16 protein-coding genes are annotated in these 22,977 nt (G+C 55.8%); 10 read left to right on the forward strand and 6 right to left on the reverse strand.

Annotated features, from left to right (window positions below; genetic code table 11):
* Positions 1 to 399 precede the first annotated feature (399 nt).
* Both VKV18_RS15455 and VKV18_RS15460 read left to right on the forward strand, forming a co-directional pair.
* Positions 400 to 2,517 carry a beta-galactosidase gene (locus VKV18_RS15455; protein ID WP_324205078.1) on the forward strand — a complete coding sequence of 706 codons (2,118 nt, stop codon included), beginning with the start codon at positions 400 to 402 and terminating at the stop codon, positions 2,515 to 2,517.
* 32 nt (positions 2,518 to 2,549) lie between these two features.
* Positions 2,550 to 4,754 (forward strand): DUF5060 domain-containing protein, encoded by a 2,205-nt coding sequence (locus VKV18_RS15460; protein WP_324205079.1) that lies wholly within the window; start codon positions 2,550 to 2,552, stop codon positions 4,752 to 4,754.
* Positions 4,755 to 4,799: 45 nt separating this feature from the next.
* Here the strand turns inward: VKV18_RS15460 and VKV18_RS15465 are convergent, their stop codons facing one another.
* Positions 4,800 to 6,434 (reverse strand): hypothetical protein, encoded by a 1,635-nt coding sequence (locus VKV18_RS15465; RefSeq protein WP_324205080.1) that lies wholly within the window; start codon positions 6,432 to 6,434, stop codon positions 4,800 to 4,802.
* A gap of 45 nt (positions 6,435 to 6,479) precedes the next feature.
* Positions 6,480 to 8,801 carry a bifunctional (p)ppGpp synthetase/guanosine-3',5'-bis(diphosphate) 3'-pyrophosphohydrolase gene (locus tag VKV18_RS15470; protein ID WP_324205081.1) on the reverse strand — a complete coding sequence of 774 codons (2,322 nt, stop codon included), beginning with the start codon at positions 8,799 to 8,801 and terminating at the stop codon, positions 6,480 to 6,482.
* A 244-nt stretch (positions 8,802 to 9,045) separates the two neighbouring features.
* On the opposite strand from VKV18_RS15470, the gene VKV18_RS15475 reads away from it, so the two are divergent.
* Positions 9,046 to 10,281: a hypothetical protein gene (locus tag VKV18_RS15475; protein ID WP_324205082.1), complete on the forward strand. Its 1,236-nt coding sequence runs from the start codon at positions 9,046 to 9,048 to the stop codon at positions 10,279 to 10,281.
* A gap of 72 nt (positions 10,282 to 10,353) precedes the next feature.
* Here VKV18_RS15475 and VKV18_RS15480 read toward each other — a convergent pair whose 3' ends face one another.
* Positions 10,354 to 11,040 (reverse strand): type II secretion system protein, encoded by a 687-nt coding sequence (locus tag VKV18_RS15480; protein ID WP_324205083.1) that lies wholly within the window; start codon positions 11,038 to 11,040, stop codon positions 10,354 to 10,356.
* Positions 11,041 to 11,406: 366 nt separating this feature from the next.
* On the opposite strand from VKV18_RS15480, the gene VKV18_RS15485 reads away from it, so the two are divergent.
* A complete protein-coding gene (locus VKV18_RS15485; RefSeq protein WP_324205084.1) occupies positions 11,407 to 12,297 on the forward strand; it encodes a DUF1559 domain-containing protein in 891 nt (296 codons plus the stop codon).
* 96 nt (positions 12,298 to 12,393) lie between these two features.
* Here the strand turns inward: VKV18_RS15485 and VKV18_RS15490 are convergent, their stop codons facing one another.
* Positions 12,394 to 12,654, reverse strand: a complete 261-nt coding sequence (locus tag VKV18_RS15490; RefSeq protein WP_324205085.1) for a hypothetical protein — start codon at positions 12,652 to 12,654, stop codon at positions 12,394 to 12,396.
* A gap of 246 nt (positions 12,655 to 12,900) precedes the next feature.
* Between VKV18_RS15490 and VKV18_RS15495 the strand changes: the two genes are divergently transcribed.
* The 6 genes from VKV18_RS15495 (at position 12,901) to VKV18_RS15520 (ending at position 20,412) form a co-directional block, all read left to right on the forward strand.
* Positions 12,901 to 15,573, forward strand: coding sequence for a glycoside hydrolase family 78 protein (locus VKV18_RS15495; protein ID WP_324205086.1), 2,673 nt, complete (start codon positions 12,901 to 12,903; stop codon positions 15,571 to 15,573).
* 89 nt (positions 15,574 to 15,662) lie between these two features.
* Positions 15,663 to 16,547, forward strand: coding sequence for a regulatory iron-sulfur-containing complex subunit RicT (locus tag VKV18_RS15500; protein WP_324205087.1), 885 nt, complete (start codon positions 15,663 to 15,665; stop codon positions 16,545 to 16,547).
* A 24-nt stretch (positions 16,548 to 16,571) separates the two neighbouring features.
* Positions 16,572 to 16,763, forward strand: coding sequence for a zinc ribbon domain-containing protein (locus VKV18_RS15505; RefSeq protein ID WP_324205088.1), 192 nt, complete (start codon positions 16,572 to 16,574; stop codon positions 16,761 to 16,763).
* 69 nt (positions 16,764 to 16,832) lie between these two features.
* Complete coding sequence (locus VKV18_RS15510; RefSeq protein WP_324205089.1) at positions 16,833 to 17,120, forward strand: hypothetical protein; 288 nt, start codon at positions 16,833 to 16,835, stop codon at positions 17,118 to 17,120.
* 7 nt (positions 17,121 to 17,127) lie between these two features.
* On the forward strand, positions 17,128 to 19,149 hold the full coding sequence (metG, locus tag VKV18_RS15515; RefSeq protein WP_324205090.1) for a methionine--tRNA ligase: 2,022 nt from the start codon (positions 17,128 to 17,130) through the stop codon (positions 19,147 to 19,149).
* A 21-nt stretch (positions 19,150 to 19,170) separates the two neighbouring features.
* Positions 19,171 to 20,412, forward strand: coding sequence for an ABC transporter permease (locus tag VKV18_RS15520; protein ID WP_324205091.1), 1,242 nt, complete (start codon positions 19,171 to 19,173; stop codon positions 20,410 to 20,412).
* Between the two features lie 233 nt (positions 20,413 to 20,645).
* Here VKV18_RS15520 and VKV18_RS15525 read toward each other — a convergent pair whose 3' ends face one another.
* Together VKV18_RS15525 and VKV18_RS15530 are read right to left on the reverse strand one after the other, a co-directional pair.
* Positions 20,646 to 21,794: a glycosyltransferase family 2 protein gene (locus VKV18_RS15525; RefSeq protein ID WP_324205092.1), complete on the reverse strand. Its 1,149-nt coding sequence runs from the start codon at positions 21,792 to 21,794 to the stop codon at positions 20,646 to 20,648.
* Between the two features lie 13 nt (positions 21,795 to 21,807).
* Positions 21,808 to 22,974, reverse strand: coding sequence for a hypothetical protein (locus VKV18_RS15530; protein ID WP_324205093.1), 1,167 nt, complete (start codon positions 22,972 to 22,974; stop codon positions 21,808 to 21,810).
* Positions 22,975 to 22,977 lie beyond the last annotated feature (3 nt).

The following is a 22,977-nucleotide window of genomic DNA, read 5'->3' on the forward strand; positions in this document are numbered from 1 at the left end:
TTCCAATTGGGTTAGACCGGGCACGATTTTCTGGTTCCGACTGGTTCTCAGAATAGGAATTCAGTGAATTCGTATTCTCAACTCCCATTATAACATAGCCTACGCAAATTGTCAAGGGCTGCCCTAAAAAATTTCGCGAACGTTTCCGCCACAATCTACTCCCTAATCTCATCTATTCTCAATCTCTCTCAAAATAGTCGCTATGCCAAAAATAAATACCGTCCCTTTCACTCTATGCGCCTGCCTTCCTTAAGCCTACCCCTGCTTTCCCTTGGGCATAGTCTAACGCTATTTCGCCTTTCACTCTATGCGCCTGCCTTCCTTAAGCCTACCCTCAAGCGGGATCGCCCGAATCTCTGCTAAAATAGTACCAAACGTTTCAAGGATGGGAAAAAGCCCATGAAGCTCTATCCGCTGCTTTTGCTCCTAGGTACCTCGGCAACGCTCTGGGCGCGTGCGCAGAGTGGTACCAGCCTGCACTTTTCCGGCCTCCCTTTGCAGCTAAGCGATGCTGACGGTACGGTAGTTACCGAACAGGGACAAACCGCATTGCGCATCACCTTTCATAAAAATGCAGAGTGGCCCCATGTGCTCTTTAAGCCCGCCAACCCTCTGGACTGGAGTGGAATGGAGGCCATCTCCTTTACCCTCCGCAATCCGGGAAAACGCCCTATCGCGTTCGGTTTTCGTATGGACGACTCGATAGAAGCAGACGGCTATAACCACTCGCGAACGGCAAACGGCAGCATCGCGCCCGGCCAAACCCAGACCTTTGCCGTGCGCTTTGGCCCCGACCCCATGAGCCTCGGAATGCGTGGGCTTCCTCCCATACCCGGCATGGTGACCCTGGGCGTCTCCGGTGGGAACCCCTTCAGCTTTGAGCATATAGTGCAGTTTCAGTTGTTCTTGCATAGCCCCCACCAAAACGAAACCCTGCTGCTGTCGCCCTTCAAAACCTTGCCGTTGCAACGAGAAGACCTCAAGAGCGTGGTGGACGCCTATGGCCAGTATGCTAAAGCCAATTGGCCTGGCAAAGTGCATAGCGATGCCGACCTGATGCGACAACGAAGCGAGGAGGAGGCCGATCTGAAAGCACACCCACCCCTGCCCGATCGCGATCCGTACGGCGGCTGGGCACAAGGCCCCAAACTGGAGGCCACCGGCTATTTCCGAACGGCGAAATACGACGGCAAGTGGATGCTTGTGACGCCTTCGGGGCATCTGTTCTTCTCTTTGGGCATAGATGTGGTGCAGATGAACTCACCTACCTTTATCACCGGTCGCGAATCGCTGTTTGCCGCCCTTCCAGACCCTAACGGGCCGCTGGGCGCTTTTTACGGCGAGAGTGGTGCCTACATGGGGCCGCTGGCAGGCAAGCAGGGCAAGACTTTCGACTTTTATCGTGCCAACCTCTATCGCAAGTACGGTGCCGATTACCAGGCAGTATGGCAGCAGATGGCCTTAAAGCGCCTGCCTTCTTGGGGGTTCAACACCATAGGAAACTGGTCTGACCCCGTTTTCTATCAAAACCAACAGGTGCCCTTTGTAGCAACGGGCGGTGTTCACGGCGATTTCGCCACGGTGAGCAGCGGCTCCGACTATTGGGGCCGCATGCCCGATCCCTTCGATCCACACTTTGCCGCTGCCGCCGATGCCGATATGAAAGACCTAGCCGCCCGCGTGCGTAACTCCCCGTGGTGCATAGGCTACTTTATAGACAACGAGCTAAGTTGGGCCGGCTCAGGGCCGGATGGAGATGTGGGACTTGCCATTGGCGCTCTGAAAGAGGATGCGGCGAAATCGCCGGCCAAACGCGCTTTTCTGCATCAACTGCAAGAGAAGTACGGCGACATCGCGAACTTCAATGCTGCTTGGAAGGCCGATGTCTCCTCCTGGCAGCAGCTCGAAGCGCCCTACAAAGCCTCATTGCCGCTGACCCAGGAGGCGCACAAAGACGCCGAGACGTTTGTGCGCGCCTTTGCCGATAAGTATTTCCAAACCGTTCGAGAGGCGTTAAAACGATACGATCCCAACCATCTCTATCTCGGTTGCCGTTTCGCCTGGCACAGCCGAGCCGAAGTGGAGGAGGCCGCAAAGTACTGCGATGTGGTAAGCTTCAACATCTATGCCCCGCGTGTGGATGCCAGCCAATGGGGCTATTTGGCCGATCTCAATCGTCCCTGCATTATTGGGGAGTTCCATTTTGGCGCGCTGGATAGAGGGATGTGGCATCCGGGGCTTGTCTCCACACCGAACCAGGAGGCGCGCGCCCAGATGTTTATTGACTACGTGCACAGCGTGCTCGATAACCCCGCCTTCGTGGGCTGCCACTGGTTCCAGTATGTGGATGAGCCGCTGACGGGGCGAACGTGGGACGGTGAAAACTATAACATCGGGTTTGTGTCACAAACCGATAGGCCCTACCGTCACATGGTGGCTGCGGCGCGCCAGGTGGGAGCGGAGCTTTATACCTATCGCTTTGAGGCGTCACGGGCTGCCTCGGAATCGGGTAGATAGTTTGATGAGAGTGTTTTAGAGAGGGCAAGAGGATGCGAAATCGGCGATGGTTTTGGTGGCTATGCGGGTTTTTCCCCGGCGTTCTTGTGGCGTTGTGTGCCGGATGTGGCGGGGCCGACTTTGGAGGCCTTCAACAAAACCTTAGCGGCGACATCGCTCCAGGCTACAACACACCCATCGCGATGCAAAATCGAAACACGGCCGCTCGACTCTTGCCCGGACAAGGATGTTATCCCATGATCGAAACCTCGTTTCAACTCGCTAAGGTGCCCGGCGACCCCTTCGATTTTGAAAAGGTGAACGTGCAGGTTGTCTTCCAGAGGCCGGATGGAGGCACCGTTTCGGTGCCGGCCTTCTATGACGGCGATCAAACCTGGCGTGCCCGCTACACACCCATCACGCCTGGCCGCTATATCGTGCAAAAGGTGCTCTTAAACGGCCAGATCGCCCATGAAACGAACCTGAACCCCACACAATGGAACGTCTCCGGCACGCCCGAGCCCGGCTTCATTCGCATCAATCCGGCCGATCCCACACGCTTCGTTTTTGACAACGGCAACACCTATTACCCCGTGGGCAACAATGAGGCATGGCCTTCTCCAAACCTCCCCGATATCCCCGCTCTCTTTGCAAAGATGCACGCGGCCGGCGAAAACTGGTCACGCGTGTGGATGGCCCATTGGGCTAACCAAAATCTGGATTGGGTGCCGGGCAAAAAGATAGCTCCTGGAGATATCGATCTCGATGTGGCTCGACGTTGGGATAAGATCGTGGAGGCCGCTCAGCAAAACGGCATCTACTTTCAGATGGTGCTGCAACATCACGGGCAGTACTCCTCGAATGTGAATCCGAACTGGAACGAGAACCCTTACAACGTGAAAAACGGTGGCTTTCTGCAAGCACCGGACGATTTCTTTACCAACCCGCAGGCCATTGAGGCTACAAAGCGGAAGCTCTACTATATTCTTGCGAGATGGGGCTATTCACCCAACATTATGGCGTTTGAGCTTTTCAATGAGGTGCAGTTCACCGATGCCTACCAGCACAAACACGATGCCGCCATCGCCCAGTGGCACCGTGAAATGGCCGATTTCCTTAGGCGCTACGACATCAATCATCACCTCATCACCACCAGTTCGGCGCCCGATGTACCCTACGATAGCCCCATTTGGCAAAGTATGGACTACATCCAGGTGCATTCCTATCCGCCCGATCCGCTAACCACATTGGCTATCGGCCCACCGGCTCAAGCCTTAAAGTTGAACAAACCGATCTTTGTGGGGGAGTTTGGGCCGGCAACGTTGGACGATCCAAATGGCATGGCGCTACACGATGGCCTCTGGGCTGGCCTTATGCGCTGGCCCTCCGGCGCCCCCGAATACTGGTCATGGGACGTTATCGAACAGCACGACCTCTACGGCAACTACGCGGCCGCTACCGCGTTTCTGAACGCCTCTGAGCTGCCGGAGCAGAGGGGGCTGCAGTCGGCCACACTGTCGGTGGAGACCCAACAACATGCCGATCTGGTGCTCGCTCCCGGCGGCGGGTTCGAGCCGGCAAAACAATCTACCTTTACCATAAGCCCAGAAGGGGCTCCTGCCGCTTTCGGAACCTATCCCTCCTTCTTGCAGGGGCAGTTCCATCGTGATATGATGCCCGAACCGCTTACCCTGCAGGTGAACTGTGCGGGGCCGATAAAAGGGGAGGTGCAGATCAATCGCGTTGCAAAGGCCGGTGCTGTCCTTCAAATTGGCGTGGATGGGCAGGTGGTGACCACGCGCAAATTCGACGCGGCAGATAGCGACTACACTCCAGATAAGGATCAGGGCACCCTTACCTTCGACCTACCTGCGGGGCAACACACGTTGACTCTGCAGGACACGGGGTCGGATTGGGTTCAGATTCGCCGTATCGTTCTCAAGAACTATGCCTTGGCCCTACAGTGTTTGGCACGCGTTGGCAAGAACTATGCAGCGGGTTGGGTGTACAATCGCTCCGGTATCTACGCTCCTGCCGATGCGCAGCCGGTTCCGGCCAATGGGCAACTTACACTGCCTGCGCTAGCCCCTGGAACCTATCGCTTCGTTTGGTGGGATACCCATGCCGGTAAGGCGCTATCGGAAAGCCGGTTAACGGTGAACGGCACAGAAAAGACGACGATAGCCACTCCACCGATTGCGCGCGATGTGGCCTTCTACGTTATCGCCTCGCACGCCGAAGCACAAAAGGCAAAATAGAGACCTGTCTGCAAACACAGGCGTTCTGCCTCGTAGGGCGAAAGCTCAGAACACTTTAACCAAATGGTCGCTGCTCTGGCCACAGCCACAGGGGCGCAACGTAGCATGGGGGATAAGGAGGGCATAGTCGCCCTTTTGGCCTAAGGTCTCTGTGAAGGCGGGTGCGGGTGGTAACAAACTACGGCTCTCCGCTTTGATAAGTTTGAGATAGCGCTCTTTGAGCACGTCGTCGTCGCCGGCAAGCAGTTTATGTGCTAAGACCACGGTTTTGCAGAGGCGCAGGAAACGAATTTGGCGTGCCTGAGTGCACTCTGCCTGCTCTTCCTGAGCGTCTAGGTCCTCCACGCGCTTCTCCGCATCGAGTAGGTCTTTCCAAGGAGACTTTTGTGCATTTTGAGCGAGCCAATCTATGGCGGCCTTTTTGGCATCTTCTCTGTCGGCTCCGCGACCGCGCAGTTTAGGGAAGTTATCCAGGAGAATCTCTTTATCGTCGCGCAGTTGGCCCTCCAGTTCCGATTCGGCGTTAGCAAAGCGGGCACGCAAAGTTCTGAGGTCTGAATCGTCTTGTGCGAGATTAAAGGCGGTTTGTGCCCGATTTTCGCCTTGAAGTTGCAGCTGGTCGGAGATCGCTTCGAGAGCAGCGCGCTGCGCCGGGGTGGCCCATGCTAACAGATCGTGCCACGGTGTGGAGAACACCTCCTGATCGCTTGCCTGTACAAAATGGCGAAGGAAGACATCGGAGGTACAGACGGGGGTGTCTATGGAGGGGTCGTGGATGAGGGTATAGCAGAAGGCCTCATCCATGCCCACACGTCCATCATGATTATAGTCGGCACCGGTAACGGGGCGTCCTAGCCGGTCACGGCCGGTGAGGGCTGCGAAGAAATAGGAGGTGAAGTCGTGGTACTCGGCCTCGTTTACTTCGGAGGTGCAGCCGGCGGCCTCGCGCTCCGGCACGGCGGCAAAAAATCCGACAAGGTCTCTATCGAGATAAGGGCGCTCTGGGTCGCCTCCGCCGAAAAGGAGATCGCCAAAACCGCCGGAGAAGCACTGCACCATGATGAGCGTCACAGGCACGTTGGGCGGTATTTGTTCAAGGAGATTGGCCAGAGTGTGGACATCCAGGTCGGGCCCCGGTTTCCAAAGGTCGTACCGATTGTTGGCATAGGTAGGGCGGTCTGGGCTGCCGTGGCCGGTGAAATAGAGCAACAGCGGTGTGGGATCGTCGGCAGAGGTTGCGTACTGTTGATGCATGCGCTCAAAAAAGCGGCGAATGGCCGGAAGGCGCGAGGGGCCATCGGGGCCGTGGAGCAGCTGTGGAGGGCGATAGCGATCGGCAGAGTAGGTGCTGTCCTCATGGATGAGGAGATCGTAGAGGTGTTGGCCGATAGGGATAGGGGCCGGATCGGTGTAGTAGACGGTTTCATGGTTCGGATTGCCATCGGCGAAGAGAGTGGTGCATTGGGCATTGGCCGGAAGGAGCCGTTGAACGTAGCGCACATTGCTCTCTATGGCCACCTGGTTATAGCTAGGCTCCGGCCCTCCGCCAACGATCAGCACATTGAGGGGGAAGTCGGTTTTTGGTGAAGGCGGTGTGGCTTGCGGAAGCGAAAGCCCCCCAACCAGGAGGAAGAACGCTCCAGAAAACAGCAGACGACGAACCCACGTTGTGCCTTTCATCGGTCTTTCCCTTACTTTTAGTTATAGATTAGACCGACGAAAGGGCTATTTTGTTTTGCCTTCGTCACGGCTACCGAAAGCGCGGTGTACGTCCAAAATATCGCCAATGGCGTAGACCTTCTTGATGATGTCGTCGAGGTGTTCTGTGTTACGCACCTCAATAGCAAGTTCGAGGGTGGCGGTTTTGTCACGATGCGATTGGGTTCGTAGCGCGGTGATATTGGTTTTGTTCTCCCCAAAGACGGAGCCAATATCGGCCAATAGCCCGGTACGATCCAAACAAACGATGGTCAGATAGACCTGATAGACCTGTCCATCGTTGCCCACATACTCTACCGGCACACAGCGGTCTGGCTCGTTCGCGAGATAGTAGCGTGCATTGGGACACTCTCGGCGGTGGAGGGCCATGCCGCGCCCGCGCGTGATATAGCCGATAACATCGTCGCCGGGAATAGGCAAGCAACAGCGAGAGCGACGGAAGAGCAGATTCTCGGTATCAAGCCCACCGGCCACGATATGGAGCTTCTCTTCACTGGCGCGTTTTCCACCGATGGGTATGCTCACTTCGGTAGGCGCAACGGGGCGTAGGCGGTTCAGCACGGTGAGAGGAGCAATGGTGCCGTAGCCGATAGAGGCCAGCAACTCGATCTCGCTGGGCACGTTGAAAGAGGCGGCCACACTGCGTAGCGATTCATCTTTCAGAAGGTCACGTGGGTTCTCGCCCCACCCATGAGGGTCGCGCTCGAGTTGATTGGTCAGCTCCTTTTCCAGAAGGTCGCGCCCGCGCTCCACATTTTCGCGATGATGAAGCCGTTTGAAGTAGTTCTTGATCTTTGCACGCGCGTGGGAGGTCTTCACGAAAGCCAGCCAGTCCCGGCTTGGGGTGGCGCCTGGGCGGGTGATGATCTCCACCGTATCGCCGTTACGGAACTGGTAGGAGAGAGGCACCAGGCGACCGTTCACCTTTGCCCCCACGCAGTGATCGCCTACCTCACTGTGCACCCGATAGGCAAAGTCTATGGGACAGCTGCCTGCAGGGAGGTCTATAACATCGCCTTTCGGGGTCAGCACAAAGACCTGATCGGTGAACAGGTCTTCCGTGATATTACGTAAGAACTCTCCGCTATCTTTGCTATCATTTTGCCAATCGAAGAGTTGTTGGCGAAGAAAAGAGAGACGACGCTCGAACTGATCGTTGGTTTTGCCGCCCTCTTTATACTGCCAATGCGCCGCCACACCGAACTCCGCGGTACGATGCATCTCCCATGTACGAATCTGTACCTCTAGGGGCGTGCCCTTCGGCCCGATCACCTTAATGTGGATGGACTGGTACATGTTGCTTTTGGGCTGGGCGATATAGTCGGAAAACATGCCGGGAATGGGCGCCCAAAGGGCGCTCACCACTCCGAGGGCATGGTAGCAATCGGGGCGCGTTGGCACGATCACTCGGAGGGCAATAAGGTCGTAGAGTTGGGTGAAATCCAACCCTTGCTGTCGCATTTTGTTGTAGATGCTGTAGAGGTGTTTCGGGCGCCCCATGACCTGGGCATCTATCCCCTCTTCTTTCAGCTTCTGCTGGAGAATGGCGACGGCCTCGTCTACTTCCGCTTGGCGTTCCGCCCGAGTGCGCGCCACCATAGCTGCAATCTGTTCGTAGGCCTCCGGTTCAACGTAGCGGAAGGCAAGGTCTTCTAGCTCCCATTTCAGGCGCCAAATGCCGAGCCGATGGGCTAAGGGGGCGAAAATCTGCAGGGTCTCTTGAGCGATGCGCATTTGGCGGGCGGGTGGCAGAGCCGAAAGGGTGCGCATGTTGTGAAGCCTATCGGCCAATTTAATGACAATGACCCGCAGGTCGCGGGCCATCGCCAGAAAGATTTTACGTAGGTTGGCAGCCTTTTTGGCCATCTCGGCCTGCTTTTTGCGCCGGTCAATAGCCGTTGGCGTAAGCTCCTCTTCGTCTTCGGGCAGATTGGGGCGCGTTTTTCCCTCATCTACCCCTATAATCTGCAGTTTCGTAACGCCGTCCACCAGCTGCGCTACAGCAGGGCCAAATCGGTTTTGAATCTCCTCAAGGGGCACTCCGCAATCCTCTACCACATCGTGCAGAAGCGCGGCGGCCAACGTCGTTTCGTCCATCTCCAGCTCGGCCAGAATGGCCGTGACGGCGAGAGGGTGGGTAATATAGGGCGAGCCATCGCTGCGGGTTTGCCCACAATGCTTTTCGGCGGCAAAAGCGTAGGCACGGCGCACAAGGTCTTCATCCGCCTCAGGCCGATAGGCTGCGAGACGTTCCAGAATATTTTCCAGGTCTTGGCCAGCATCGGCACCAAAGGGAGTTCTGGAGACCTCTTGTGTGGTTTCCGACATACGTGCGTTCCTTGTGCAACCGGTACCGTATAAATAGAGCTTTCTATAAGGGTATGCTAGTATACCACACGCTGGCGCCAACCGCTCATGGGCTGTGTCCTTTGAAAAGGGTAGGCACGGTATCCTTTGAGAAGGGTAGGCACGAGACCTGCCCCTACGGCAGTGGGCACCGCATTCAAGAATCTATACGCTTTTTTTACACATAACTTTACCCTAGCAGACTCAACAAAAAAGGAAGCATAAAATGCGTCTCCAATATTTACGTCTTATCGGGCTTGGCTTCATCCTCCTGTTGGAGTTGGCAGGAGGGAGGCCTAAGACGTTTTCGATGCCACCGGCCCACACGGCAGCGGGTCGAGCGCCCTATGGGCAATGGAAATACGGCCCTCCGGCGACACCGAACTATTTTCCGATCGCCGTTTGGCTACAATCTCCGGAGAACGCCTTAAAGTACAAAGCGGCCGGTTTTAACCTCTACGTAGGGCTTTGGCAAGGCCCTACAGAGGAGCAGCTTGCCGCGCTCAAGGCGGCCCATATGCCGGTGATTTGTGCGCAGAACGCGGTAGGGCTGGCGCACCGAAACGATCCCATTATCGTTGGTTGGATGCACGACGATGAGCCGGACAACGCCCAGCCGGTGGTAGACCCCAACACGGGCAAACAGAGCTGGGGGCCTTGTGTGCCGCCGGAACGCATTGTGGCCGAGTACGAGAGGTTTCGTGCGGCCGACCCCACCCGCCCCATCATGCTCAATTTAGGGCAGGGGGTTGCGAACGACGCCTGGTATGGGCGCGGACCGGGGGCAAAACTGTCGGACTATGAGACCTATGTCAAGGGCTGTGACATCGTTTCCTTTGATGTCTATCCGGTCGCCGGTTTAGATAGGCCGGATGGTGAGAACTACCTGTGGTATGTGGCCAAAGGCGTCGAACGGTTGGTTCGTTGGACAAAAGGGCAGAAGGTGGTGTGGAACTGCATTGAATGCACGCGGATAAGCAGCACCAAAAAGGCGACACCGCATGAGGTGCGCGCGGAGGTATGGATGGCGCTCATTCACGGCTCGCGTGGGCTTATCTACTTTGTGCATCAGTTCAAACCGACCTTCGATGAACATGCACTGCTCGACGACCCGCCCATGCTGGCAGCAGTAACCCAGATCAACCAACAGATTCATCATCTCGCCCCTGTTTTGAACAGCCCTACTCTAGAGCAGGCTGCCACGGTGGTCTCCTCCTCTGCTCAAGTGCCCATTGACATCATGGTGAAGCGCTACCAAGGCGCAACCTACCTTTTTGCGGTTGCCATGCGCAATGGAGCTACGAAGGGCACTTTCGATGTAAAGAACCTACCTGCGAAGGCGACTGCGGAGGTGTTGGGCGAAAATCGAAGCCTCTCGGTGGTTGGCGGCAAGTTTGAGGATGCTTTTCAGCCCTACGATGTGCATCTCTATCGCATCGTTGGCTCGTCTCTTTCAGAATAAGAGCGCGGGTTCTGTGTGGGGCAAGACAGGGGGAAGAGAGGCCGCAGAGTTGGGCACCGTGAAACGGCCGTTTCACGGTAACGTATCGTGGTAGGTATAGGGCGCGCTTTTGCCCTGTCCTATAAAAGGCCAGTGTAGGTCGGGACCGTTGCCGTAGCGTGCGCTCGTGGTATCCTGCAACCAAACGCTTTTGGCATGTCCATCCACGAACACCGTGTTGAGATGGGCACGCGAGTCGTGCTCCGAATAGTGCTCCGGATCATGATAGTCCCACTGTTCCCACACCATGGCGGTGTCGGCAGGATATTCCACGTCGTTGATGTGAACGCCTTCGGAGAGGAACATCTTAAACTCGTAGGAGGTTACGGGACGCGCCTTCCGGTCGGTATCTGCTGGGCAGAAGAGGGGGGAATCGCCCTGCGTTGACATGCCGTAAAGGTCGCTGAGGGCATAGGGAAGTGCCAGGGAGGCCCACGATATCTCAGAGGGTTTGAGATCTTCCGCACGGCAGAAATTGTTATGCCAAGCGAGGAGATCATCCGGGTGCGCGCGATTGTCTGGGTCTACGGTGTAGGAGGGAAACGCTTCATCATAGTCTTGAACATAGAGGGCCAGGGCGATGCCGATTTGGTGAAGGTTCTGCAGGCAGGCCGCCTTTTGGGCTGAGCGTCTCCCGGAGAGAAAAACGGGCAGAAGCACGGCTCCCAGCACCGCGAGAATAGCCATGACGAAGAGCAGCTCCATCAGCGTAAAGCCCAAGAGCTGGCAGGCTCTTCGCTGAAGGGCTGGAACCCAAGGCCTTTGATCAAGAGTACGAGTTTGCATGCGTCCTATGGAAGACGGTTGGTCTGTTCTTTTGTGATTCTTCTTCTGAATTCTATTCTAACACAAAAAGTCTGTTCGTGCAACTGCCTTCTACTATACCTTACGAAATTTGAGCAGAACGGGATAGCCTTGTCTAGAATCAGAGATACAGCGAATGGAACACAACGAATCTTAACGAAAAATTAACATGGTTTTAATTCATCCTTAATCGGCAGGGAGATAGGATACATGTGGCGAGTTTGCGGTGGCTGCCGATGTGCTGTGAACTCGCCATCAGCTTAGCCGAAAGGAGAAAGACCAATGGAATTCGCGAGAAAAGCCTTTACGCTGATTGAGCTGCTTGTGGTTATAGCAATAATTGCTATATTAGCAGCTATCCTCTTCCCGGTTTTTGCCCAGGCAAGAGAGGCTGCCAGGAAGGCAACTTGTATCTCCAATCTCAGACAGATCAGCACGGGTGTATTTATGTACGCACAGGACTACGATGAGACACCACCTGAAACGGGATGGGAAGGCCCTTGCAGCAGCCCTATTCCAGATGCAAATGGCAACTATCCACTCGGAGACCAGTATTTCAGCGGGGTTTTCTCTTTCCCCATCGCTACGGCTCCTTACATTAAAAACTGGCAGATATTTAGCTGCCCCAGCGACCCCGATAAAGGTGGGTTTAACAAGTACTATTCCTACTGCTACGAAGCCCAGCTGCTGGCAGTGCGTATGCCGAACTCTTATGCGGGAATGAGAAAGGATGTGAACGCCTTCCTGCGTTCTTTTCCTCTCTCTTATGCGGGAAACTACTTTTTGAGTTCGGCCTACGATCGCACATTGAACCCCTCTGGATATCGAGGAGGCAAGATGTATCCACTGGCCTACTACAAGTGTCCATCCAACGTCTTTTTTGCTACAGACGTAGGATCAAGGCTTTTATCGAATGGTGTCATCTTCGCGGGCTGGTATATCGCCCCTGGATACGATAACGACGCGGCAGGGCAAGGGAGATGGCCAAAAGGGAAGCGGCATGCGCTAGGGCGCAACTGGATTTTCTGCGACGGGCATGTGAAATGGTTCAAAGACCCTCCATTCCTCAATCCAGATGGCACTCCTAAAACGCAAGCCCAAATCATGTGGGAGTATCAGCATATGGGCATCTATACCTATCCAGAAGCTGAAAACCCTGACTACACCCGTTAAAAATAGCCAGCAAGCTCCGAAGTTGCTGCTTCAAAAGCTTCTTTGTTGGGGTGGAGGGGAGGGCATAGGTTCCTCCTCTCCACCATGCTTTCACTCTTAGGCGGCCGCTTTTTGCATGTTCGTGGAGGAGGAAGCGGTGGGGGAGGCGCCGGCAGGTTTGGCTTCTAAAACGCGAACGCTTATGAGGCGGTCTAAACGGATGTCCTCTTGGGCCGTCATGAGGTAGCCGCCGTATAAAGGGACAAAGGTGGCGTCGTAGATCAGCGAAATTGCTTTGTGCACATTGCCGAGCCTATCTTTCCATTCGAGTTCGCAGGTTTTGCCCACCAGCGCTTTTGCTTCCAAAATTCCCATCATTTTGCTGTAACCTCCTCAGGAGCCATCAGATGCAACCGGTTCCTCACCCTCAAGGGCATTCAGGTTATTGACACAGAGATTAACGGCAGATTGAAGCCCTTCATTTATCGGTGGAAATGCTAGTTTTTAGGAAACCTCCACTAGGCACTCTTAAGATTTCGAAAGGTTGCAGGAGAAACGCTTTCAAGAGGAGAAACTTCTCTGCACAAAAGGCAAACCCTACTGAAGGAGAGCGTTCTTAGCCGCATGATCATAGAAAACTTGCGATGTGAATATCTTTCAAACCCGTTAGGCATAGATGTATTGCAACCGCGCCTTAGTTGGGAGCTTCGCGAGGAACGACGCGGGGCACGCCAAACCGCCTATGCCATTCGCGTTGCTTCCTCCCGTGAGGCGCTTCTCGCCGGCGAGGCAGACCTGTGGGACAGCGGCAAGATCGATTCGGAGAGTACGTTTCACATTGTTTATGAGGGTAAGCCTCTGCGTTCCCTGCAACGCGCCTGGTGGAGTGTGCGCGTTTGGGATGATCGAGGGCAACCCTCGTCCTGGGCCGAGCCGGCCTGGTGGGAGATGGGGCTTTTGGAGCCTGACGACTGGAAAGCCGAGTGGATCGGTGCCTCTATTGTGGGTGGGCGTCGCGCTAGTATGCCCTGTCCTTATCTGCGCAAAGAGTTCTCCGTCGAGCGCTCTGTTCGGCAAGCGCGTCTTTACATCACCGCCCTTGGTCTCTACGAGGCCAGCATCAACGGGCAACCTGTGGGCGACGCCGCCCTCACTCCGGGCTGGACGGAGTACCACAAGCGCGTAGAGTATTTAGTCTACGATGTTACCGAGCAACTTCGCACCGGTGCCAACGCAATTGGAGTTATTCTTGGCGATGGATGGTTCTGTGGGCATATCGCTTGGTGGGGCCGACAAATTTATGGAGAGGCACCACGCCTTTTGGCACAGCTCGTCATTCATTATGAGAACGGCGAAACCCACTGTGTCCCCACCGATTCCACTTGGCAGTTTTCCACCGGCCCGTTGATCGAGGCCGACCTTATTATGGGAGAGACGTACAATGCACGCCTTGAGATGCCCGGCTGGGACAGCCCCGGATTCTCGGCAGAGGGCTGGAAACCGGTACAGGTATTTGCGCCGTGGCCGGCCCCCCTTTGCGCTCGCAAATGTCCTCCCGTGCGACGAAAAGAGGAGCTATCGCCCATCGAAGAGCCGCGGCTGGCCGCAAACTGGCCCGTTCCTCACTGGATATTCGACCTCGGGCAAAATATGGTGGGCCGTGTGCGCCTTAAGGTAAAGGGCGAGCCGGGCACTACCGTTCGACTACGCTACGGTGAAATGCTCAAACCCGACGGTACCCTCTATACGGAAAACTTACGAACCGCCAAACAGACCGATACCTATGTGCTACGTGGCGGTGAGGAGGAGATTTACGAGCCTCACTTCACCTTTCACGGCTTTCGCTATGTTGAGGTAACCGGCCTAACAGAGAAGCCGAGTAAAGACCTTATCACGGGCATCGTGCTGCACACCGATATGCCTCTAACGGGTACGTTCTCCTGCTCCGAACCCCTTCTAAACCAGCTCCAACACAACATTGTATGGGGGCATAAGGGCAACTCCGTAGACATTCCTACCGACTGCCCTCAACGCGATGAGCGATTAGGTTGGACGGGCGACGCTCAGGTGTTTGTGCGTACGGGTGCCTTTGTTCACGACATCGAAAGCTTCTTCGCTCGCTGGCTGCAAACGGTGGAGGACTCGCAAAATGAGGAAGGGGCCATTCCACCTGTTTGCCCAAATCCTTGTCCCACCATGGTGGGAACAGATGGTGGGCCGGCGTGGGCCGATGCCGGTATCATCTGCCCCTGGACCCTCTATCTTTGCTACGGCGATAAACGGATATTAGAAGACCGCTATGCAAGTATGACGCGTTTTATGGCCTACTTAGAGAAGACGGCCATCAACGGCATTCGCAGTCACCCTGAGTACAATGGCTTCCGTGGTTTTGGCGACTGGCTCTCTACAAACGCAGAGACTCCGTTAGACCTGATCGGCACCGCCTTCTACGCCTACGATGCCTTTCTCATGGCGGAGATCGCCCAGGTGCTGGGTAAGGAGGAGGATGAGAAGCGCTACCGTCGGCTGTACGAAGCCATTCGGGGCGCTTTCCAAAGGCGGTTTCTTACACCGGATGGGCTTTTGGTAAGCGGCACACAGACGGCCTGTGTTCTGGCTTTGGAGTTCAATCTCGTTCCTGAATCGGCGCGGGCTGCCATTGCAAAAACGCTCGTAAACGATATTCGTGCACGGGGCAATCACCTTTCTACCGGATTCGTCGGCACCCCTTATCTTCTCCATGTGCTTGCGCGAGAGGGCTATCTCGACGTGGCCTACACGTTGCTTCTCCAGCGAACCTGGCCTTCTTGGCTCTACCCGGTGACTAAAGGGGCGACCACGGTATGGGAACGTTGGGATAGTTGGACGGAGGAGAAAGGGTTTCAAGACCCGGCCATGAACTCTTTTAACCACTATGCCTACGGCGCCGTAGGGGCGTGGCTCTATCAGGTTGTTGCCGGTATAGACCTCGATCCGAAATCGCCCGGCTACCGTCACATTCGGTTGGCGCCGAAGCCGGGAGGTGGGCTTACCCATGCCGAAGCCTCGCTAAAGACGGTTTGTGGCCTCGTTCGCAGCGCCTGGCGTATTGAAGACGGGCGGTTTCTGTGGGAGGTAGAGGTTCCCACAAACACCACGGCTACGGCGATCCTCCCCCTCAAATCCGACACCGATGTGTTCGAGAGCGACAAACCCCTCTCGGAAAGTCCGGGGGTGAGGTTGCTGGAGGTGGCGTCGGATGGTGTCGTCCTCCAGCTGGATTCGGGACGCTATCGTTTTCTGGCGCCTTGGAGATAACCCAATGGGCCACGCGATCTTCAAGGGCGCGTCGGCTTTGAAAATTGTGCCCTTTTTGAGACAAGCTATTTTTAAGGAACATGTAAAAAATGCCCTATTGCGTTGGTGTCGCTTTTAAGCGCGTAGCAAAATCCTACTGGTTCGATACCAATGGCATCGAGCTTAGGGAGGGCGATCAGGTGATCGTCGAGACGTCGCGTGGGTTGGCGCTTGGCGTTGTGCGCATCGGCCCTCAAGAAGTAGCGGAAGAGGATTTACAGGCTCCGCTGCAGCGTGTTCTACGCCGCGCCGAGGCGGCCGACCTGCAGCGTGAGCGCGAGCTGCGTCAGAAGGCTCAGGCCGATTTGGCCCTATTTAAGGAGGGAATTCGCCGGCATGAGCTTCCCATGAAGGCGCTCTATGCGGAGTACACTTTCGATGGGGAGCAGCTTACCTTCTACTTCTCCTCAGAAACCCGAGTAGATTTTCGTGACCTGGTGCGTGACCTTGTGGCCCGTCTTAAGGTTCGTGTGATGCTCTATCAGGTGGGGGCACGCGATGAGACCAAGATGCTGGGGGGCATTGGCCCTTGTGGAAGAACGCTCTGTTGCGCCACGTTTCTAACCGAGTTCGCCTCCATCTCCATGAAGATGGCAAAAGATCAGAGCCTCTTCCTCAATCCGGTTAAGTTTTCCGGCATATGCGGTAAACTGATGTGCTGCTTGCGCTACGAACATGAGACCTATGTGGAGGCGCGCGAGCACTTGCCGCCCATCGGGCAACTGGTGATGTCGCCGCGCGGCCAAGGCAAAGTGGTAGAGCTGAACCTTTTAAAAGAGACGGCCATCGTGCAACTGCTGGAGAGCGGGGCCGAAATGGAGTTCCCTGCCACAGAGCTGCGTATAGAAAAAACGACTCGGTGCTCCGAATGCCGTGGCTGCCAGCTTGAGCGCATGCGGGAGGAGCTTGCCGAGGAGAGCCCATCCGAAGAGTAAGTTTGCCTGTTATAGGAGCAGCAGATGCCCATCTACGAGTTTCACTGCAAGGACTGTAATGAAAACTTTAAAGTGCTGCGCCGTGCCGATGCGTGCGAGGAGGTGCTATGCAAACATTGCGGCTCTAAGCGAACCGTTCGCCTGATTTCGGTAACGGCTCCGACCGCAACGAATGAGAATGGCGGTCTTTCGACGTTTGCCGGCGGCGGTGGTTGAAGCCTCAACCCGGCCGCGTGCGGCTGTCGAGATCGCTAATGGCAACAGAAAACATTTGTAGGGAAAGAGATGTCCGAGAACCAACCTAAAGAACAACAGAGCGCGTTCGTGGCCGTTTATGAGGCCGCGAACGTAGAGGAGGCCTTGGCTCTTCGCGCCACGTTGGAAGCGGAAGGCTTTGCCGTGCTGCTTCCTTCCGATGGCGTGAACCCCGTGCTCGGCGCGCTTCATGCCTCCGTAGCCGACCTGGTGCCCCTCGCGCTTTACGTGCCTGCCGAGCAAGCCGCAGAGGCACGCGCCCGAATCGCCTCCCTGACCTCAGGAGAGGACTCTGCAACGGAGGAGGAACAGAGCTAGAAACACGATGGCGGTTTCTGCAAAAACGACTTACTACGTTACCACGCCCATCTACTATGTGAACGGTCAACCCCATATCGGCACGGCGTTAACGACGGTGGCTTGCGATGCCATTGCGCGCTATCGGCGACTGTGTGGTCAGGCGGCCTTCCTTCTAACGGGAACCGATGAGAACGGCACCAAAATTCAAGAGGCCGCCGAAAAGGCCAACACCGATACCATGCTCTTCGTGGATCGGCTTTCGGCTGCCTTTCAAAAGAGCTGGCAGGAGTTGCATATTGCAGCCGATGGTTTTATTCGCACCACCGAACCTCGCCATCGCCGCGCCGTGCAGGAGTTCTTTCGACGCCTGCGCGATAGAGGCTATGTCTACAAAGATATTTATGAAGGTTGGTACAGCGTTAGCGATGAGACCTTCTATCGTGATAGCGATGTGGAAAACGGCGTGGCCAAAGAGACGGGGAAACCGGTTATAAGGGTAAAGGAGGAGAACTACTTTTTTCGTCTCTCTGCTTTTGCCGATAAACTCCTCGAACACATCCACGCCCACCCCGAATTCTTGCTGCCAGACTTTCGCCGAAACGAGGTGATCCGTTTCATCGAAGAGGGGCTACGCGACATCTGCATTACGCGCGCCAACCGAGGTTGGGGCATTCCCTTCCCGGAGGATGAGAGCAAGGTCATCTATGTTTGGTTCGACGCCCTCATCAGCTATCTCTCCGGCATCGGTTGGCCGGATGACCCCGCCTGGCAGACCCGTTGGCCAGCGGACCTACACTTCATGGGCAAAGAGATTTTTGTGCGCTTTCACGCCACCCTTTGGCCGGCCATGCTCATGGCCGTAGGCCTGCCGCTGCCCAAACAGGTCTATGCGCACGGCTTCTGGACTATTCCGGGGCTGAAGCCTGGGGAAAAGGCGGGAAAATCCACCGGAGGGTTGCCGCATCCCACATCGTTCAGCCGCTTTTTGGCGGAGCGCGCCGGCATAGATTTTGACCTTGCTGCCGACGCACAGCGCTACCTTCTGTGTCGTGAGATGAACTTCGGGCTTGACACCGAGTTCAGTGTGGAGAGCTTTTTGCGACGCTTTAACACCGATCTCGCCAACGATCTGGGCAACCTGCTAAACCGCACCTTAAATATGGTGAACCGCTATACCGGTGGCTTCATGGAGAACGTGCAGCTTGACTCGGAGATCGGTGCGCTTGCCGCAACAGTGTATGAAGAGTATCAGAAGGCGATGGCCGAGTTTCGCCTTAATGGGGCCCTCGAAGCCGTGTTTCGGCTGGTAGGGCGCATGAACAAATATTTGGATGAAAAAGCGCCTTGGTCGCTGGCAAAGGCTGCCGAGTCGGGCGATGCAGCTGCTGCTGCTCAGTTGCGCACGGTGCTTGGCACCAGCCTAGAAGCCACGCGTTTGAGTGCGCTGCTGCTCTCTCCGTTTATGCCCGTTGCATCGGAGCGGCTGCTGGCGCAAATGGGTCTTTCTCCGGCGTCTACTGCCGGCCCTCAAGCTCTGAAGTGGGGGGCTGCAGGCAGCACCTGGCAGGTTAAGGCGCCCCAACCGCTCTTTCCGCGCATTCAGAACCTTAATCTCTCAGAAAAGGATATCGCAACGCTCATGACACCTCCTGAAGATGCCGAAACACAAGCGCGTCCGTCGGGGACGCCCGTGCCTCCTGAAGAGATCGCCACAAGTGCCCCGAACATCTCTATTGAAGAGTTTCAGCGTGTGCAGCTGGTGGTGGGCGAGGTGCTTGCTGCCGAGCCGGTGCCCAACACCACCAAACTGCTCCGCCTTACCGTCCAGCTCTCTGAGGAGGACGTGCGCACCATTCTGGCCGGCATCGCCGAGTTTTATAAACCGGAGGAGCTTGTGGGGCGCCAGGTGGTGATTGTGGCGAACCTCCAGCCGCGACGCATGCGCGGCATCGAGTCGCAGGGCATGCTGCTGGCTGCGGATGTGGATGGGCGGGCGGTGCTGCTTCAACCCGATCGGCCCGTTCCTAACGGCACGCGCGTGCGCTGAAGGTTAAGAGGGTAGCGCCAAATGCCCCTCAAGCGGTTACCGTTTAGCGGCTCATCCTTTGCCTTCTGGTGGGTCATGCGCAAGGACTTGCGCATTCTTTTTCGCGACCGCACGGCCATGGTCTTTATTTTTGGGCTGCCTCTCATCTTTGCATTGATCTTTGGGCTTGTTTACTCTAAAGCCGGCAGGCAAGGTGGAGCGGGCATTTCCTTGCGGCTTTTGGTGGTGAATAACGATGAGGGAACTAGCTCTAAAGTTTTTCTCACCGCATTGCAGCAGATGGGGATGCATGTGGTTCCAACCCAAAGCATCGGGCATCTCAGAGAGGCTGTGCTTACCGGCAAGTATCCGGCCGGGCTTGTTATCCCCTCCTCCTTCACGGCGCTGCTGCAGGGGTGGGCCGATCGTGCCGTTATGGGGCAAGATGCACCCTCCGTGCCGCTGCTCGTCTACATCGATCCGGCTCAAACCCAATTCGAGCCGCTGACAAAGGCCTCTATGGAGAGCGCCGTTCAACGTGCTTTGGCGCCTCTTATTCGGAATGCGGTTCTGCAGAAGGTCCCACCCCTCTACCGCAGCTTTGCCCAAAGGATGTTGGGGCGGCAAAGTCAGCAGTCTCCGGTGGCTTTATTGGTGCACGACAAAGCGCTTATTAAGGGGGCTGCGGCGCCAAGTCCAGGCGATCAGGTGATGCCTGGGCTGATTATCTACTTCATCTTCTTTATGGCCAACAGTGTGGCCGTAACGCTTATTCAAGAGCGTCAGGAGGGCACTTTGCGTCGCATGCGCTGCGCCCCTATCTCTCCCGGCCAAATTCTTGTGGGCAAAATGTTCGCGCGGGTTGTGATAGGGGCTATTCAGGTCGCAATGTTGATGGAGCTTGGAAGGGCCTTCTTGCACTTCTCCGTCGGCACGGCGTTTTTCGGTCAGGTGTTGATCATCGCCCTGTGTCTATTTGCTGCCGTAGGGCTTGGCCTGCTGATTGCGGCCGTTGGACGCACGCAGGAGCAGATACAGGGGCTTACCACGCTCGCTCTATTGCTCATGGGGTTTCTCTCCGGCTGTCTTATCCCTAGGGAGCTGTTGCCTCGTCTTGTGCAACAGCTCAGCTACATTACCCCTCATGCTTGGGCCTTAGATGCCTATAACGATCTTCTCTTGCGCCATCTTCCGTTCTCCGAGGCGGCCATGCCCATGTTCATCCTCACCGGGTTTGGTGTCATCTTTTTTGTGCTCGCCCTAATGCGCTTTCAGTATGATTAGGCGTTCTTTTTGAGGCATTTTGATCAGAAAAGCTCGTTCCTTATCAGACTGATGTTAAAGAGAGTATGTCGAGATGTTTAGAGCGGAAACTGGTTGCGCTGCCTGGCAGGGGTGTTGTTGCGGCGAATTCCTATTTCAGAGACTGGCTTGTGAAGGGCCTCTCGATTTTCTTTGGAGTTCTATCTCGAATGGAACGGAGACAAGGAGATGCAAAAGCGAGATAAGAGATTAATTTAAGCCGTATATTCCCTTCCGCGCCAGCGAATGGGTTCGCGACGCATATGCCGCCACCAGGAGGCCCACTGCACCGCAATCAGCAGCAGAATGGAAAGCGGGTGTAACCAAACAGCTTTTCTATGGCCGAACCGAGTTGCTTGCATCCAACGAAGAGAGAGAATAAGCCCCACCTGAAGACAAACAAGCCAACCCCAGAAGGGGAAGAGATGTTTCGTGATCGCCTGGGCGACCGCATCCAGGAGAAAGAGGAAGGGCAGCAAGAAGAGACCGAGTTGCAGACCCGTCATGATGAGCAAAGCAGGAAAGCTGCCTAAGCCCTCGTAGGCGTTGCGGGTGAACCCCCTCCATAGAGCGCGGCCGCCTTCGTACATGCGACATGAAATAAGATGGCTGGCATCGCAGAGGCGAACGGCATATCCGGCCGCTTTCACACGCCGCGCCAGCTGCAACCCATCGTGAAACGAGTGGGGAATGGCAGCGTGTCCACCACAAGCGCGGTAGGCCTCTGCCGAAAACAACTCCACCTGTCCACAAGCGGCAGCAAATTGGGGACGTGGGTTCTCCCAAACCGAACGAAGAGGCAGAAAAGTGAGCACAAGAAAATGGATCATGGGCACTGCCACCAGCTCCCAAAAAGAGCCGGCCTCTTGGCGAGGAAAGGTTGAGACCATGCCGGCCTGATGCTGCTGCGCATAGGCGAGCAGAGAACCAACGAATTCCGGCGCCGTGCGGGTATCGGCGTCAAGGAAGAGCAGCCACTCTGTCCCCTTTGCCAAAGCGTGTTCCGAAAGCTGATGACAAGCCCATACTTTGCCGGCCCAACCGCCGGGCAGAGGCCTTCCGGTAAGCAGTTTTACGCGGGTGTCGCGTTGGGCATAGGCGCCCACGATGGCGGCCGTATCGTCCTCCGAGCCGTCGTCGAGCACACAAAGCGTGAAATGCGGCCAGCATTGGGCGAGCAGGCCATCAAGACACGCTGCTATCTGTTCGGCTTCATTGCGGGCAGGCAGCAGGATGTAGAGAGCGGTAGGACTAGGTAGGGAGTGAGCAGGAGGCCTTGCATAATCCCTCAAGTTGCGTCGGCTTAGCCCCCAGAATGCAAGCAACAACAGGGCTACCAGAGTCTGGTAGGAAAGAGATAACATCGTTTACTACTCTTCAAAATAAATCCTCTGTATTGTCTGAAACGTCTACTTCGTTGTTTCTCTCTCCAGAGGCCCATTCAGGGAAACACCACGCATCGGGCAAAATGGGGTCGGAGCGGCCTTCCATTTCCGCCTCAGCGATAAGGCGCAGTAGTTTCTCAGCCTGTTCATTGTAGAAAGCGTACGTCTGCAGGTCGAGAATCTGGTGGCAAAGTGAGGCCGTACGGGCGTAGTTAGCCCGTGCGGCGAAGACACCCGCCTGGATGATCAGGGCATCGGCATAGTCGTCCGGATCCAAATTAAGCAGGATAGAGTGTTCTGCGAGGCGGCGAGCGCGATCGAAATCCCCCTGCAGAAGCGCTTTGAGGGCCAGCGCACGCAAAACAAAGGAGCGATAGAAACCTTCGATCAGGGACAGTTTCTTGCCTATCTCTCGCTCGTAAGCCTGAGCGACGTCAAAACGGCGACGACAAGCCCAACAACGAAGTATTTGCGCTTTCGCGTGTAGAATGGCCTGTTCAGGCCGAGGGACGTCCATGCGCAGCCTATCCCGCGCTTCCTGAGCGAGTTCCATAGATTGCTTTAGATCGTGTTGGAAGTAACGGCACAGACTTTTCATCATAAGGGCATGACGATAGACCGATTCCAGGCCGCCGATGAGGAGCGATGCTAAGGGATCTCGCCCGAGCACGATGATCTTATCCAAGAGTTCTTCCGCTTTGGCAAAGTTACCTACCGCAAAGTAGACTTGCGAAGCCACTGCCAGCATGGTTAGCTCTCCGTGCGTGTTCTGACGCGCCTTCATCTCTTGTTCAACGAGGGAGACCGCTTCCTCATGCCGGCGCTCGTAGAGCAGTTGCATGATCTTCACCGCCGGCGCTTCGGAGATAAAAGGTGGCTTCGGGTTTGCGCGTTCGTAGTAAGCATAGGACTCGTCTACATAAGGCGCGGCACAGTCGAACATATAGAGATAGTGGTAGATTTTTGCAATCATTAAGGCCGCCTCTGCCCTCAGTTTTGTGGAGAAGGAGCTAACGGCGTAAAACCGGCGCGCCAGATTTAAGGCTTTCTGAAACTGCCTAGTGTAAAATTGCTTATAGGCGAGACGGCGCAAAAGAAACGGCAGACTCACCATCGCCATAACCGCTGCGAGCAGTAACTGTAGAAGGAGAAGCCCCATGGC

It is taken from the genome of Chthonomonas sp. (assembly GCF_035294505.1).
In the GTDB taxonomy this organism is placed as follows: Bacteria; Armatimonadota; Chthonomonadetes; order Chthonomonadales; family Chthonomonadaceae; genus Chthonomonas.

Excerpts from the sequence above, each read along its gene's own strand:
- VKV18_RS15470 (WP_324205081.1), bottom strand. The coding sequence starts at position 8,801 with ATGTCGGAAACCACACAAGAGGTCTCCAGAACTCCCTTTGGTGCCGAT.
- VKV18_RS15475 (WP_324205082.1), top strand. The coding sequence starts at position 9,046 with ATGCGTCTCCAATATTTACGTCTTATCGGGCTTGGCTTCATCCTCCTG.
- VKV18_RS15455 (WP_324205078.1), top strand. The coding sequence starts at position 400 with ATGAAGCTCTATCCGCTGCTTTTGCTCCTAGGTACCTCGGCAACGCTC.
- VKV18_RS15530 (WP_324205093.1), bottom strand. The coding sequence starts at position 22,974 with ATGGGGCTTCTCCTTCTACAGTTACTGCTCGCAGCGGTTATGGCGATG.
- VKV18_RS15525 (WP_324205092.1), bottom strand. The coding sequence starts at position 21,794 with ATGTTATCTCTTTCCTACCAGACTCTGGTAGCCCTGTTGTTGCTTGCA.
- VKV18_RS15505 (WP_324205088.1), top strand. The coding sequence starts at position 16,572 with ATGCCCATCTACGAGTTTCACTGCAAGGACTGTAATGAAAACTTTAAA.
- VKV18_RS15465 (WP_324205080.1), bottom strand. The coding sequence starts at position 6,434 with ATGAAAGGCACAACGTGGGTTCGTCGTCTGCTGTTTTCTGGAGCGTTC.
- VKV18_RS15485 (WP_324205084.1), top strand. The coding sequence starts at position 11,407 with ATGGAATTCGCGAGAAAAGCCTTTACGCTGATTGAGCTGCTTGTGGTT.
- metG (WP_324205090.1), top strand. The coding sequence starts at position 17,128 with ATGGCGGTTTCTGCAAAAACGACTTACTACGTTACCACGCCCATCTAC.
- VKV18_RS15460 (WP_324205079.1), top strand. The coding sequence starts at position 2,550 with ATGCGAAATCGGCGATGGTTTTGGTGGCTATGCGGGTTTTTCCCCGGC.
- VKV18_RS15490 (WP_324205085.1), bottom strand. The coding sequence starts at position 12,654 with ATGATGGGAATTTTGGAAGCAAAAGCGCTGGTGGGCAAAACCTGCGAA.
- VKV18_RS15510 (WP_324205089.1), top strand. The coding sequence starts at position 16,833 with ATGTCCGAGAACCAACCTAAAGAACAACAGAGCGCGTTCGTGGCCGTT.
- VKV18_RS15495 (WP_324205086.1), top strand. The coding sequence starts at position 12,901 with ATGATCATAGAAAACTTGCGATGTGAATATCTTTCAAACCCGTTAGGC.
- VKV18_RS15520 (WP_324205091.1), top strand. The coding sequence starts at position 19,171 with ATGCCCCTCAAGCGGTTACCGTTTAGCGGCTCATCCTTTGCCTTCTGG.
- VKV18_RS15500 (WP_324205087.1), top strand. The coding sequence starts at position 15,663 with ATGCCCTATTGCGTTGGTGTCGCTTTTAAGCGCGTAGCAAAATCCTAC.